The following is a 13,481-nucleotide window of genomic DNA, read 5'->3' as shown; positions in this document are numbered from 1 at the left end:
TCGGGGCCCGCGCAGATTTCCGGCCGGGTCTTGAACTGTACGTGATGGTGGGCTATATAAATCCTGTAACAGCAAAAACAGATCAGAGCTGTTGCACACGACACATCCGCCAAGGAGGAAGGACCATGTTGCTTCGAACCGCAGACCCATTCCGTGACCTCGACCGGATCACCCAACAGGTCCTCGGCACCACCAACCGTCCCGCAGTGATGGCGATGGACGCGTGGCGCGAAGGGGACACGTTCATCATCGAGTTCGATCTTCCGGGCGTCACCGCGGACAGGATCGACCTGGACGTGGAGCGCAACGTGCTGACCGTGCGCGCCGAACGAGTCGCGCGCAACGGCGACTGGGAGATGCTGGCCTCCGAGCGCCCGCGCGGCGCCTTCAGCCGCCAGCTCGTCCTGGGCGACAACCTCGACCTCCAGAGCATCGAGGCCCACTACGAGGGCGGCGTGCTGAGGCTCCGGGTGCCCGTTGCCGAGAAGGCGAAGCCCCGCAAGATCCAGATCGCCAGCTCCGAGGGCGCGGACAGCAACGAACGGTCGGCCATCGAGGCCTGATCCAGCCACGTGGCCGGAGGGGCAACGGGGGAAGGTCCGGCGGCCGTACGCCGCGCCGCCGGACCCACGTCCCGCGATCCCTCCGCCACCGTCTCCGCGTCCCCGCCGAGCCGATGAAAGGCACGCTCGCGATGTATCCCAACCACGCCGCACGGGAGCTCGGGGTGCTCCTGCGGCTCAGCCAGGAGATCGACGTCGTCGGCGACCTCACCGCGATCGTCTCCAGCCCCTCCGAGCTCCTCGCCTGGGCCAGCACCCTGGCCGACCCCACCGTCGTGGCCTGGCAGGCGACCGACTCGGGCCGCCGCTACGTCCAGGTCACAGCTGCCCATCGACACGCGCCCATCCGCGGCCGCGTCACCGCGGTGCTGCACTGCGAGCACCACCCTGAGTTCTGGCGCGAGCTCACCGCCGATCATGACGTCAGTGACATCAGGGCCGGACGACAGGTCTCCCTCACGCTCAAGGACCTCTCCCGAGCCTGGGACGTCATGCCCGTCGCGCCACCGACGACCTGACGCCGCTGCTCCTCAGTTGAGCCGCGAGTAGCCGACCGACAACGCCGCCGTCACGCTCATCCACACGGCGTACGGCGCAAGCGCGACCCCCCCGGCCGGCAGGGAGCGGGCCACCAGGGCGACCCGCAGCCACGTCAGCACAGCCACCGCCACGACACCGCGCGGCGGCCCTCAACTGGTGCGGGACGTGGCACAACCACGCCCGCGCGAGCGCGGCGACGACGGACACCGCGAGCACGGCAGTCGCCCGCCAGGCGGTCATCGCCCAGGCTCCGCTGGACAGCACGGGGCTCATGGCTCAGCTCCGGCTGGTGAGGAGGTAGCGCTCGTCGTTGATGGTCTTGCCCCAGAAGACGTCCTCGGGCAGGTGCCGCACGGTGACCTCCGACCGCGCGGTGCGCACGATGGCCTCCGCCTCGTCGGCACCCAACCCGGCCCCGTTGCCCCAACGGCCCTCGACGAGGACGGCCTCGCCCCCTGGGGCGAGGAGCTCCACCCAGGAGGCGAAGGCCGTCACCGGGTCAGGCATCGCCCAGAGCACGTGTCGGCACAGCACCACGTCGTACGCCGCAGCGTCGAGCCCGGGGGCGGACGCGTCGCCGACCCTGAAGTCGGCCTCGGGCACCTTGGACCGCGCGAGGCGGATCATCTCGGGCGAGATGTCGACGCCGTCGACGCCGTATCCCTCGTCGACCAGCAACCGCGTCAGGGTGCCGGTGCCGCATCCGAGGTCGGCGACCCGGCGGGGAGCAGGCGGGAGCACGCCGAGCAGCAGCTCGCGCCAGGCGGCTCGGACCCGAGGATCGGCCAGCCCGTGATCCGGCTCGTCGTCGAAGGACGCCGCTTCGAGGTCCCAGATCTCCTGCGTCACCGCGTCAGTCAGGTTATCCATGGACGAGATGGCTGAAGCGGGGCGTGGTGTCGAGCCATCTCGTCCATGGATATCTCGCGGGCCGCTCAGCCGTCGAGCCGGGCCAGCTCGTCGGCGCTCAACTCGAGGTTGGCCGCAGCGGCGGAGTCCAGCACCGAGGTGGGCCGCTTCGCGCCAGGGATCGGGATGACGCACGGGGACTGGGCGAGCTCCCAGGCCAGCGCCACCTGCTGGGCGCTGACCCCGCGGTCCCGAGCCACGTCGGCGAAGGCCGGGTGCTTGGCCCCCAGCTCCTTGGCGTCGCCGAGACCACCGAGCGGACTCCAGGGCAGGAACGCCAGGCCTAGCTCTTCGCACACGTCGATCTCGGGGGCGCTGCTGCGGAAGGCTGGGCTGAACTGGTTCTGCACGCTGACCAGGGCGTCGCCCAGCACGGCGTGGGCGGCGCGGATCTGCTCGGGGTTGGCGTTGGAGAGGCCGACCTGGGCGACCTTGCCCGAGTCGGCGATCTCCTGGAGCGTGCCGATGACCTCGTCGTAGGGGACCTTGGTGTCGGGCCGGTGGTGCTGCCACAGGGCGATCTGCTCGACCCCGAGGCGTTGCAGGCTGGCGTCGACCGCGCTGCGGAGGTGGTCGGCCGAGCTGTCGGTGTCCCAGCCGCCGCCGTCGGTGCGGACGTGGCCGCCCTTGGTGGCGAGGACGACCTGGTCGGCGACGCCGAGCTCGTCGAGCAGGGAGGCGATCAGGCGCTCGTTCTCGCCCTGGGCGTCGGCGCCCTTCTCGTCTCCGGGACCGTAGGCGTCCGCGGTGTCGAAGAGGGTGACGCCTGCCTCGAGGGCGGCCCGAACGGTGTCGAGGAGCTGCTCCCGCGGCTGCGTCCCGGTCTCGTCGAAGGTCATCAGGCCCAGGCCGATCGCGCCGACGCTGTGGGTTCCAAGAGTGCGTGTGCGCATGGTTCGCACCCTACGACCCAGCCCTGGGTGTGATGTCCGGGGACTCGACCTCGTGCCTGGCGTCGAGCCGGGCCATGACCGGCGTGGCCAGCGCTCCGTGGATGAACACCGAGGCGATCACCGTGAACGACACCGTCGACCACAACCAGTCCTGCCCGAGCTCCGGCGCCTCTCCTGCCGCATAGGCGAGGTAGTACAACGAGCCGACGCCCCGGACGCCGAAGAAGGCGGTCGCCCACCGGTCCGGCCTGTCCATGCACCCCTGCCGCGGCGGCTTCGCCCAGGCAGCAAGCGCGAGGGCGCCCGCAGCGGGACGGACGACGAGGATGAGGGCGAGCCCGATGGCGACACCGCGCCAGTCCAGGGCCTCCAGCAGCCCGCGGGTCACAGCGATGCCGAGCACGAGGAGCACGAAGAGCGTCAGCAGCCGCTCCAGCCGCTCCGCGACCTCGTGCATCGCGGCGTGGTAGTCGTGCGACCGCTCGGCCGAGCGGAAGGTCATGGCACAGACGAAGACGGACAGGAAGCCATACCCGCCGACGACCTCGGCGACGCCGTACGACGTGATCAGCGCGGCCAGCGCCAGCAGCGACTCACCCCGCTCGGCCACGCGGAGCGACGCGGTGTTGGCGCGGAAGGCGAGGTAGGACAGGGCGCGGCCCACGGCGATGCCGGCGACCACCCCGATGACGACCTTGGCGACGAGGTAGAACCCGACCCACTCCAGGGCCCAGCTCGAGACGACGCCCTCGGTCGCGAGCAGGATGGCGACGTAGACGAACGGAAAGGCCAGGCCGTCGTTGAGGCCGGCTTCCGAGGTGAGGGTGAAGCGCAGCTCGTCGGACTCGTCCACCTCGTGCTCGTCGCCGGTCTGCGGCCCCGCGACCTGGACGTCGGAGGCGAGGACCGGGTCGGTGGGTGCGAGGGCTGCTCCGAGCAGGATGGCGGCGGCCGGAGCCAGGCCGGCCGCCCAGCCGAGCAGCGCCACCGCCGCGATGGTCAGCGGCATCCCGATCAGGAGCAGCCGCCAGGTCGAGCCCCACTTCCGCCAGCTCGTGGGATTCCTGAGCTCGAGGGGGCGGTCCAGTGCGAGGCCCACGCCCATCAGCGCGACCAGCACGACGAGCTCGGTGACGTGCTCGATGGCCGCCCGGTTGGTCTGGGGGTCCAGCGGCATGCCGTCGGGCAACGGGGTCAGCCCGATCACCATGCCCACGGCCACCAGGACCATCGGCGCGCTGACCGCCCAGCGATTGAGCAGCGCCGGCAGCACGATGGCGAGGAGCAGACTGCTCCCGGCAACGAGGTAGACCAGGTCGGCAGTCACAGGGCATGTGTACCCGACGGGTCGGCGCGGCCACCGGCGTGGGCGGGTGTCGCCGGTGTGCGGCAGGCTGGTGCCATGACCTCCACAGGTGGTGCGCCCCGGGATCCTCGCGCCGGCGAGCCCCGTGACCCGAGTGACATCGGCGAAGGCGTCGCGTCCTGGCTCGAGGGCCTGGGCCTGGCCGCCCACCTCGCCGAGGCCGGCCTACCGGCGTTCGAGCGCGACCAGCACGGCGTCGCCGTGTGGACGGACCCGGCGACCGGCGAACCCATGACCCACGAACAGCTCGAGGCCCTCGACCAGCTGCTGCACGCGGAGGGCGACGATCCGGCGTACGCCGTGCCCGTCTCGCTCGTCCAGGCGGCCCGGCAGGCCCGACTGCGCGAGGAGCTGCTGACGGGATCGTGGTTCACCTACGAGACGCTCGCCGAGCTGCGAAACTCGTCGGTGGACGCCGCGCGCTTCATGATCCACAAGACCGCGTCGCTGCACAGGCTGCTCGTCGTGACCCACGACGGCAGCGTGCTCGTGCCGGCCTTCCAGCTGACCCCGGAGGGCGAGCCCAGACCCGAGCTTGAGCCGGTCCTGCTCCCGTTGCTGGCCGCGGGGATGGATCCGTGGAAGGCCTGGATCTGGCTGACGCAGCCAGCTGCGCTGCTGGGCGGGCTGGTGCCGGAGGAGGCTGCGGCCGAGGCCGACACCGCGGGCCTGGTCGCGCACGCCGCGGTGCGGCTGGCCGAGCGGGTGGCCTCGTCGTCCTGACGTCTGCGTGAGGTGGGACCCAGCGGTGTTACGCGCCGCCCGCCGGCAGTGGCTCGAGCATGACGTCCGGCTTGTCCCGGGCCGTCGCGGTGGCTCGCCACTGGTCGGTGAAGATGGCGATGTGGGTGCCGTCCGAGCGCTGCAGCACCTCGACCCCGCGCGCGCCGGCGAGGGCGGCCGCACCGTCCGCATCGGTCCGCCGAGCCACCTTGTAGTCCAGCAAGGACAACCGGATCGGCGAGTTGAACTCGTTCGCCATACGCTCCTCGACGACCTCGAACTGCATCGGACCGACGGCAGCGAGCACCGGGCTCTGGTCACCGAGCAGGTCGGAGCGCAGCACCTGGACGACGCCTTCCTGGTCGAGCTGTTCGATGCCTCGGCGGAACTGCTTGTAGCGCCCGATGTCCTTGGCGGTGGCCGTCATGAAGTGCTCGGGCGCGAAGGTAGGCACCGGCGGGAACTCGATCGGGTCCCCGGCGTAGACGGTGTCTCCCACGCGCAGCGCCTGCGCGTTGACGAAGCCGACGATGTCGCCGGGATAGGCGCGCTCGATCGAGGTGACCTCTCGGCCGAAGACCGCCTGGGCGTACTTCGTGGCGAACGGGCGGCCGGTGGCGGCGTGGGTGACGATCATCCCGCGCTCGAAGTCGCCGGACACGATGCGGGCGTAGGCCAACCGGTCGCGGTGCGAGGCGTTCATGCCGGACTGGACCTTGAAGACGAAGGCGCTGAAGTCGTCGTCGACGTTGCGTGGTGTGCCGTCCACCCCGAGCACGGTGCCGGGCGGCGGGGCGAGGTCGAGCAGCAGGTCGAGCAGCTGCGCGACGCCGAAGTTCTGCAACGCGCTGGCGAACATGACCGGGGTGGTCTCGCCCGCCAGAAAGCGCTCCTGGTCGTGGTCGGCGTCGTCGGCCGAGAGGAGCTCGTGCTCCTCCACTGCCGCGGCCCACACGTCGGCGTCCTTGTCCTCCACCTCGGAGGCCGGCATCCGGATCTCGGGCGCACGAGTGGCTCCACCCGCCGTGCGGGTGTACTTCACGAACTCGCCCGTCCGCCGGTCCAGCACGCCACGGAAGTCGCCTGCCTCGCCGACCGGCCAGGTCAGCGGGGTGGGGCGCAGCTTGATCTGCTGCTCGATGAGGTCCATCAGCTCGAGGGCCGCCAATCCCGGCCGGTCCCACTTGTTGATCACCGTGATCACCGGGATCCCTCGCAGCGCACAGACCTTGAACAGCTTCAGCGTCTGCGGCTCGAGCCCCTTGCCTGCGTCGACCAGCATCACGGCGGAGTCGACCGCCGAGAGCACGCGGTAGGTGTCCTCGGAGAAGTCACTGTGGCCCGGGGTGTCGACGAGGTTGATCACGTGGTCCCGGTAGACGAACTGCAGGGCAGCCGACGTGATCGAGATGCCGCGCGCCTTCTCCATGTCCATCCAGTCCGACACGGTCGCCCGGCGCCCACCCTTGCCGTGCACCGCTCCGGCCTCGGTGATCACCCGAGCGTGAAGCGCCAGTGCCTCGGTGATCGTGGACTTCCCGGCGTCGGGGTGGCTGATCACTGCGAAGGTACGGCGGCGGCGTTTGTCGGACACTCCCCGCAAGTTACCCGCGAACCGCTCCGCACACGGCATCAGCGCTCGGGGGCCCAAGTCCCGCGGTGCACACGCGTGTGGTCCTAGAGTGGAATGGACCGCTCATATCCACGACAGTGAGGTGACCGATGCAGCTGCAGTCCGCCGTCGTCCCTCCCCCGGAGGTGTACGCCGAAGCGCTTGCAGCGGCACAGGGCCTTCGATTCGCTCCACGTGAGGTCGAGGAGGCGCCGACCGGCCTCCTCCAACGCCTGGCTCGCGGCGCCACGAAGCAGCAGGCATCCCCACCGGAGGTCGTGCCTGCGGTGGTCCCCGCCGAACAGCCGTTCGTGCGTCTCACCCGCTTCGGCAACGTCGCCACCGACGACATCGAGACGCTCGGCCTGGCCCTTGGTGTGGATGCCTGGGACTGGCCGGCGCCGGTGGTCCACGTGAGCGCGCTCGTCCTGGCCACCACGACCCCGCGACCCACGATCACCGCTGAGCTCGGCGGGGACGTCGACGGCCTCCGTACGATCTTCCGCAAGGTCCTGGCCGTGGCGCAGAGCCAGCGCTTCTTCCTCGACCGACGGATCTTCCACCCCCAGTTCCCCGTCGCGACCGTCGAGGCCGACGACGACGTGTCGCTCCGAGAACGCCTCGAGCTCGACACCGCCGCTTTTGTCGGGATGGAGTGGCAGGTCACGCGGTTCTCGCTCCTGGGCCTCTCGTTCGGAGACACCTCGCGAGTCTTCGAGGAGATCGCGGTCGTCCCCCTCGGCGGAGCCGGCTGAGCGACAGTGCAGGATCCTCCCCCGTGACCGCCGACCTCCCTCGCGGTGCTGCTGGCGGGCTGCGAGCCTGAGTCCCGGCGAAGCGGGGCCAGTTCGCGTCGCCGTACGCCGCGACACGCCGCGCCGCTGGCTCGCCACCCCGCGGAGGTGACTGGTGGGACGAGGAAATGGCCCTCAAGGCAACCTGACTGACGTCAGTCAGGTTGCGCAGTGCCGCACGGACCGTCAGTGCAGCGAGCTGTACCAAGTCGTGGCGCGGCGACCCGCGACCACGGCCATCTCCCAGGCCACGCCAGCAGTGAGCAGCGCCGCCCCGGCGGCACCCAGGGTGATCCAGCCCGGCACGTAGGCGACGTAGGGGCCACCTTGGGTGACGGCGACGACGACGAGGACCAGTCCACCCGCGGTGACCGGCGCCTGCCAGCGGTTCGCCAGGCCGACGAGCAGGATGACGATGGCGGCGATCGTGACGGCTGCGAGGCGCAGCTCGTCGCCGTCGCCCAACGAGGTGAGCAGCGAGGGCCCCATCGCAACGGCCAGAGCGGGGCCCATCGTCAGGGAGGTGGGCAGCGTCTTGTGGCGGGTCCACTGCACCAAGCCGATGGCAGCCAGCAGCAGCGCCAGGGGCGCGGTGTACGCCTCGGTGGTCTCCACGCCTGCCTCGCGCATGAGGTTGGCGGTGCCGGCCGAGATGGCGAGCGAGCCGAGGTAGGCGAACGGGAGCCGGGTCGGGGCGGCGGCGTACACGAGGGTGAGGACCCCCGCGGCGACGAGGACGAACGACTGGTGGCGCGCCGAGAGCTCGAAGGTCGAGGCGAGGGCACCCAACACGTGGACCGCACCGAAGAGCACCGCCGTCCGGTCGACACCCGCCCAGAACGGGTCGCCGTGGACCCCGGCCCCTGCCCGGGCAGCCAGGGCGTACGAGCCCCGGCGGACCGCGACGCAGGCCAGCGCGACGTTGGCGGCGAACGCCATCAGCAGGACGGTCATCCACGTCTGCGCGTCGCTCGCGGAGAGCCCGGCAACGAGCGCGCACAGCAGGGCGACCTCGGCGACGAAGGCCCACGTGGCCGAGCGACGGCGTACCGCGCCGACGGTCGAGGACAGGGCCCACACGGCCGCAGGGACCACCATCCACAGGACCGAGGGGTCCTGGACCGTGTCAGCCAGCTCGTCCAGCGCGACCATGACGCGCAGTGACACGTGCTCGGTGAGCACGAGCAGGGCGACGACCGCGAAGAGCACCGGCTGGGCGACGTACGCCGCGACCGACAGGGCCTGCAACCAACGCTCCGCGGTCTCCGTGGCGGGCCTGACGAACCCCAGGTGGACGCACGTCGCGGCGATCGCCACGAGCACGGACAAGGCGACGAGCACCGGGTAGGTGGCGTCCATGAGGGGGATGGCGAGGACGGGAGCGGCCCACGCGACGGCAGCCACCGGGATCATCCCAGGGCGTGCGGGGTCGACCCGAGTGGTGAGCCGGGAGGCGGCACGGGTGGACAGCACAGCCAGGGCGACCGGGACGAGCATCAGCAGCGCGAAGGCGCAGTAGCGCTCGGCGGTGGGCAGGTACGGGTCGTAGCCGGTCACGAGACCGGACAAGAGGTACAACACCGTCGCGACGGCCGCCGACGCGAACAGCACGCGCGCCGAGAGGGGGAGCCGCAGCGGGGTGGCCGCCGCGTCGGGCACGAGGGACCCCGGCGTCGGGGTGGCAGTCGGCTCGTCCACCCTCATCGCCACGAGACCGCACGCGAGGTTGGTCAGGGCCACGACGAGCATCGCGGCCGACAGCCAGGCCCGCTCCGGAAGTGCTGAGGCGACCACGAACCACGGGACGGCCGCGAACATCACGGCCGCGGCGGCACGGTAGGTGAGGATCCGTCGCGTCGCGACGCCGTCGCGGAGACGGGGAACCAAGCGGTCCCAGCCGACCAGCAGGGCGCCGCCCACCACCGAGGCGCCGACCCAGTAGTCGGGGTACGAGAGAACATCCAGCCCGAAGAGGCCGCGGGCATGTGCTCCCGACAGGTCGAGGTACAGGAACCCGGTCGCGATGACCGCGGCCGTCTCCGCAACAGCAGGCAGCCGGCGACGGGTGGCCCATATCGAGCCTTTCACGGCCGCGACGGTCAGTGCGATCATGATCAGCGCCTGTCCGACCACGCCCACGACGAGCCAGACGACGAGCAGGAAGAACGACGCGGCCGACAACAGCAGCAACGCGCCGAGCCCGAGCAGCAGCTGCTGGCCGGAGAGCGACTTCTTCGGCGCGTACGGCGCCGGCGCCGGCCCCGGCGCCGAACCGGCGAACGCGTTCTGCGTCCGGTCGCCCGGGGCAGGCAGCCACGCACTCGAGGCAGGTAGGCCTCCGGACCCGCTGAGGGCACCGATCAGGACCTTCCGCTCGGCGCTCAGCGCACCGATCTGCTGGTCAACCTCCCAGAGCCGGACGGCGTCGGGGCCGGTGAGCCGGAGCCGGCAGCGCCCGCAGGTCGTCGTCCCGACCGTGAGCGAGGTCCCGCAGCTGGGACATCCGAATGCGAGCAGTTGTGTCACGTCGGAACGCTCCTCCATATGCCCGCAGGTGCGGGCCACGCCAGTCTGGTCTCGGTGTTGTCGACCACCCCGGAGTGTGCCCGCTCCTGCAGCACTTTGGGTGAGCGCGGCTACTCACTCGTGTGTCGCCGGCCGATCAGCGCGGGATCGGCATGGGTCCGACGGGCCCGTTCATCGCCGGCTCCACGATCCGGCCGACCGCGGGCACCACGACCCGACGCTGGCCGGTCTTGCCGACCAGCCGGACCAGGCGATAGGACACGTTGTTCGTCACGTCGCTCTCGACCAGCCGACCGAACGGGTTGGCGTTGACCTTGAGGTAGTAGGTGCCGTTGGGCACGTCGCTGATCGCGATGGCCTGACCCGCCTGGAACTGCATGTAGGTGTCACCGTGCCCGGCGGAGAGCTGCTGGCGGACAGAGAGCGCAGTGTTGTCGCCGCACACCGAGTGAAGGTCGTCCGGGCCCTGCAGCCAGTCGGCGCCGGGGAGGGTGAGGTCGACCGGGTCGGTGTTGGCCAGACAGAAGGAGATCTTCTTGGAGACCCCGACCGTCACCTTGTCGGCGTCGACGAGGCTGTACTCAGCGAAGTCCTCGTAGTGCCAGTGGTTGTGGTTGGCACCGTGGTACTTCATCGAGCCGACACGCTGGTGGCCGGTCTGCTCGCCCTCGGCGTCGAAGAAGTACTGGAAGGTGTCCATCTTGGACTCGTCGTCGGTGTTGCGGAATCCGTCGAGGACGAGCGCCGAGCTGCCGGCGTTCCAGACGGTGGCGCCGAACCGCAGCTGGGTCTGGCTCGGGTTGAGCTCGATCGCGAACGAGGGGAGCGAGCGCAGGTCCGGCAGCGGTCCGGCGGGCGCGCCGGCGCGCTGGGCCCTCGGGCGTGCACCGGCCTGCAACCGGGAGGCCGGCTGCTGCGCCGTACGCCCGTGGCCCTCCGTCAGGTGGGAGTGACCCGGGTGCTTGGGCTGCTGCGCCCGCGGCACGACGAGGTTCGTGGTCGCGGTCGCGTCGGCGCTGGAGACGCCCAGTGCGGCCGCGATCTCCGGCTTGATGGTGGCCTGGACGTGGTAGCGGCCGGGCGCCAGCGGCAGCCTGGTGTTGACCTCGAGCGGGGTGGCGTAGTCCTGGGGGATGCCCTGGACGGACCCGAGGGTGAAGGGGTGGTAGGCGCAGAAGTTGGGGTACGGCGACCGCGAGACAGCCGTCGGCGAGAGCCGCTGCGGCATCCACGAGGCCAGGCACGCCCTGCGCGAGTCCTTGTAGACCTTCTTGCCGTCCAGCTCCGACACGGTCAGGGTCAGGAACTGGTTGAGGCCCCGGAAGTTGGTCATCGTGCCCTCGGGCAGTCGTACGCGAGCGGTGGCTGTCCGCCACTCGGTCACGATCGGGGAGTCGTAGTCGGCGCGGGTGGACCAGAGCTCGAAGGGCGCGTTCTGCGCGATGAGCTGGACGCCGAGGTTGGCACGCACCTGCCGGCCCCACGAATCGGCCACCACCTTGGACGGCATCCACAGGCGGACCGGGCTGCTGCTCACGGCCTTCTCCGCGGACGCGGGAGCTGCGGACGCGGGAGCTGCGGACGCCGGGGCGCCGGGCGCCACGAGGGCGGCGACGACGAGAGGAAGGGCTGCTAGGGCGGGACGGAACTGCACGATGTGCTCCTGGTCAGGACGGTTGAGGCGACGAAAGGGTCACGTCCTGATAGACGCCCCTGGCGAGAGATCGGTTGCGGTGCGGGCTGGTGGTCCAGACCGGGGACGCCCGTTCCGGCTCAGCCCTCGGCATGTCCGCCACGAGGCTCACCGGGCGGCTCCCCCGCTACGGCGAACCCGCCACTGACGGCGGCGGGCGCCAGCCGGTCTCGGTGACGAGAAGCCCTACCCGGTCCGTAGTGGACGCACGATCGCGGGAGAGTCCGTAGCCGACGGCATACTCCCCTGCGGGCACACTTGAGCCGACGCACGACGTCGCTCAGGCGTTGCCAGTCCCAGGTCACAGTGGCGCACCCTGTCACAGCGTGGTCACGCGCTCGGCCAGGTCCTCGGCTCTCGCCCAGCGCCTCGTCAGTGCCGGCCCTTCGGCGTGACGAGATGTACGTCCTTCCACATCCACCGTTTGCGTCCCTCCTGCAGCTCGACGACATCGCCTGAGGTCCCCGGTCGTGACGCAGGGCCTTCGCCGTAGCGAGGGCCCCTCGCGAGTTGAACAGTCAGCTGGTCTCGAGGTGGTGTTCGGTCAGGCCGCCGGGATGGTCACGAAGCCGCGACGCTTCGACTCCTGCAGGTTGTCGCGAAGCTCGCGCTCGATGACATCTGACAGGTGGTCAGGTACTCGGCAGCCGCACATCGCGCCGCCACCACCGCCATAGCCGGCGGGCTGGGATTCGACGCACCGAAGCTCCGGGGGTACTGCTCTCTTGATCAACACACAGAGATCGTGGTCGCACGAGTGGCCGATGAGCTTCACCTTGCAGCGGTGATGGTTCGACATATTTCTCCTCTGGTTGGACCCCGACTGGGGTCAGCGGCTCAGAGGCTCTACGCTGACGACTGCATGGACGGCGACGTAGTTGCCTCTGGTTGGGACGAGCGTTGTCGCGCTCGTCCCAACTCTCATTTCTCTTCAGTTTTCCCATGACGCGTGGCGCCCTGGGGGCTTTAGTCTGGCGCTCATCGAGCAGAGTGCAAGCGGCGAATACCATTGTCGTAATTACAAATTTGGCCAATGCTCCGCCCTACGCATGGCGGATGTTCGTCGACTGCCACCTCGTCAATCCGACGCCTCTGCGCGCACGAGGTTGACGCGAACCCACGAGTCCGAGACAGCGGTCCACCAGGCCGTCCAGCCCCGTGCTTGTCACAGGCAGAGACGGGCTTCGCCGCATCCCGCCAACTTGCGGCCCGCATCAGTGCGCCATGTCCACGAACCGCGAGTAGTGCCCCTGGAACGCCACGGTCAGGTCGCGGGTGGGACCGTTGCGGTGCTTGGCGACGATCAGGTCGGCCTCGCCGGGGCGGGTCGACTCCTTCTCGTAGACGTCGTCGCGGTGGAGCAGGATCACCATGTCGGCGTCCTGCTCGAGCGAGCCGGACTCGCGGAGGTCGCTCATCATCGGGCGCTTGTCGCCGCGCTGCTCGGGGCCACGGTTGAGCTGGGAGAGCGCGATGATCGGCAGCTCGAGCTCCTTGGCGAGGAGCTTGATGTTGCGGGAGAACTCCGAGACCTCGAGCTGGCGGGACTCGACCTTCTTGCCCGAGCTCATCAGCTGCATGTAGTCGATGACGATGAGCTTGAGGTCGTGACGCTGCTTGAGCCGCCGCGCCTTGGCGCGGATCTCCATCATCGTCATGTTGGGGCTGTCGTCGATGAACATCGGTGCGCCGGAGACCTGACCCATCTTGCGGGCGAGCTTCTCCCAGTCGTCGTCGCGCATCGTGCCGTTGCGGATGTGGTTGAGCGGCACCTTCGCCTCGGCCGAGAGCAGGCGCATCATGATCTCCGAGCGCGTCATCTCGAGGCTGAAGAAGCAGCTGGTGAGGTTGTTGTGGATCGA

At 70.1% G+C, this 13,481-nt stretch carries 13 protein-coding genes; 4 read left to right on the top strand and 9 right to left on the bottom strand.

Going from position 1 to position 13,481, the window contains the following annotated elements:
- Window positions 1–125 precede the first annotated feature (125 nt).
- Window positions 126–563 carry an Hsp20 family protein gene (locus JWN68_RS08110; RefSeq protein WP_297737316.1) on the top strand — a complete coding sequence of 146 codons (438 nt, stop codon included), beginning with the start codon at window positions 126–128 and terminating at the stop codon, window positions 561–563.
- Window positions 564–676: 113 nt separating this feature from the next.
- The gene (locus tag JWN68_RS08105; protein WP_297737313.1) at window positions 677–1,081 is read left to right on the top strand and encodes a hypothetical protein; all 405 of its coding nucleotides are present in this window, start codon (window positions 677–679) and stop codon (window positions 1,079–1,081) included.
- A 12-nt stretch (window positions 1,082–1,093) separates the two neighbouring features.
- On the opposite strand, the gene JWN68_RS08100 is transcribed toward JWN68_RS08105, so the two are convergent.
- The 4 genes from JWN68_RS08100 to JWN68_RS08085 all read right to left on the bottom strand — a co-directional run bounded on the left by JWN68_RS08100 (window position 1,094) and on the right by JWN68_RS08085 (window position 4,232).
- A complete protein-coding gene (locus JWN68_RS08100; RefSeq protein WP_297737310.1) occupies window positions 1,094–1,228 on the bottom strand; it encodes a hypothetical protein in 135 nt (44 codons plus the stop codon).
- 151 nt (window positions 1,229–1,379) lie between these two features.
- Window positions 1,380–1,973: a class I SAM-dependent methyltransferase gene (locus tag JWN68_RS08095; protein WP_297737308.1), complete on the bottom strand. Its 594-nt coding sequence runs from the start codon at window positions 1,971–1,973 to the stop codon at window positions 1,380–1,382.
- 65 nt (window positions 1,974–2,038) lie between these two features.
- Window positions 2,039–2,905: an aldo/keto reductase gene (locus JWN68_RS08090; protein ID WP_297737306.1), complete on the bottom strand. Its 867-nt coding sequence runs from the start codon at window positions 2,903–2,905 to the stop codon at window positions 2,039–2,041.
- A 10-nt stretch (window positions 2,906–2,915) separates the two neighbouring features.
- Complete coding sequence (locus JWN68_RS08085; protein WP_297737303.1) at window positions 2,916–4,232, bottom strand: cation:proton antiporter; 1,317 nt, start codon at window positions 4,230–4,232, stop codon at window positions 2,916–2,918.
- A gap of 75 nt (window positions 4,233–4,307) precedes the next feature.
- Between JWN68_RS08085 and JWN68_RS08080 the strand changes: the two genes are divergently transcribed.
- Window positions 4,308–4,994, top strand: a complete 687-nt coding sequence (locus JWN68_RS08080; RefSeq protein WP_297737300.1) for a hypothetical protein — start codon at window positions 4,308–4,310, stop codon at window positions 4,992–4,994.
- Window positions 4,995–5,022: 28 nt separating this feature from the next.
- Here JWN68_RS08080 and JWN68_RS08075 read toward each other — a convergent pair whose 3' ends face one another.
- Window positions 5,023–6,588 carry a peptide chain release factor 3 gene (locus tag JWN68_RS08075; RefSeq protein ID WP_297737297.1) on the bottom strand — a complete coding sequence of 522 codons (1,566 nt, stop codon included), beginning with the start codon at window positions 6,586–6,588 and terminating at the stop codon, window positions 5,023–5,025.
- A 128-nt stretch (window positions 6,589–6,716) separates the two neighbouring features.
- Here JWN68_RS08075 and JWN68_RS08070 point away from each other — a divergent pair, with 128 nt between their 5' ends.
- A complete protein-coding gene (locus tag JWN68_RS08070) occupies window positions 6,717–7,361 on the top strand; it encodes a hypothetical protein (protein WP_297737292.1) in 645 nt (214 codons plus the stop codon).
- A 225-nt stretch (window positions 7,362–7,586) separates the two neighbouring features.
- On the opposite strand, the gene JWN68_RS08065 is transcribed toward JWN68_RS08070, so the two are convergent.
- The 4 genes from JWN68_RS08065 to JWN68_RS08050 form a co-directional block, all read right to left on the bottom strand.
- A complete protein-coding gene (locus JWN68_RS08065; protein ID WP_297737289.1) occupies window positions 7,587–9,926 on the bottom strand; it encodes a hypothetical protein in 2,340 nt (779 codons plus the stop codon).
- Window positions 9,927–10,062: 136 nt separating this feature from the next.
- Window positions 10,063–11,580, bottom strand: a complete 1,518-nt coding sequence (locus JWN68_RS08060; protein WP_297737286.1) for a lysyl oxidase family protein — start codon at window positions 11,578–11,580, stop codon at window positions 10,063–10,065.
- Window positions 11,581–12,163: 583 nt separating this feature from the next.
- Window positions 12,164–12,394 carry a hypothetical protein gene (locus tag JWN68_RS08055; protein WP_297737283.1) on the bottom strand — a complete coding sequence of 77 codons (231 nt, stop codon included), beginning with the start codon at window positions 12,392–12,394 and terminating at the stop codon, window positions 12,164–12,166.
- A gap of 439 nt (window positions 12,395–12,833) precedes the next feature.
- The coding region (locus tag JWN68_RS08050; RefSeq protein ID WP_297737280.1) for a replicative DNA helicase at window positions 12,834–13,481 on the bottom strand (648 nt) is incomplete at its 5' end.

Source organism: Nocardioides sp. (assembly GCF_025964975.1).
Lineage (GTDB): Bacteria > Actinomycetota > Actinomycetes > Propionibacteriales > Nocardioidaceae > Nocardioides.
Note: the sequence above shows the minus strand (reverse complement) of the source record. Positions and strands in the feature narration are given on the sequence as shown.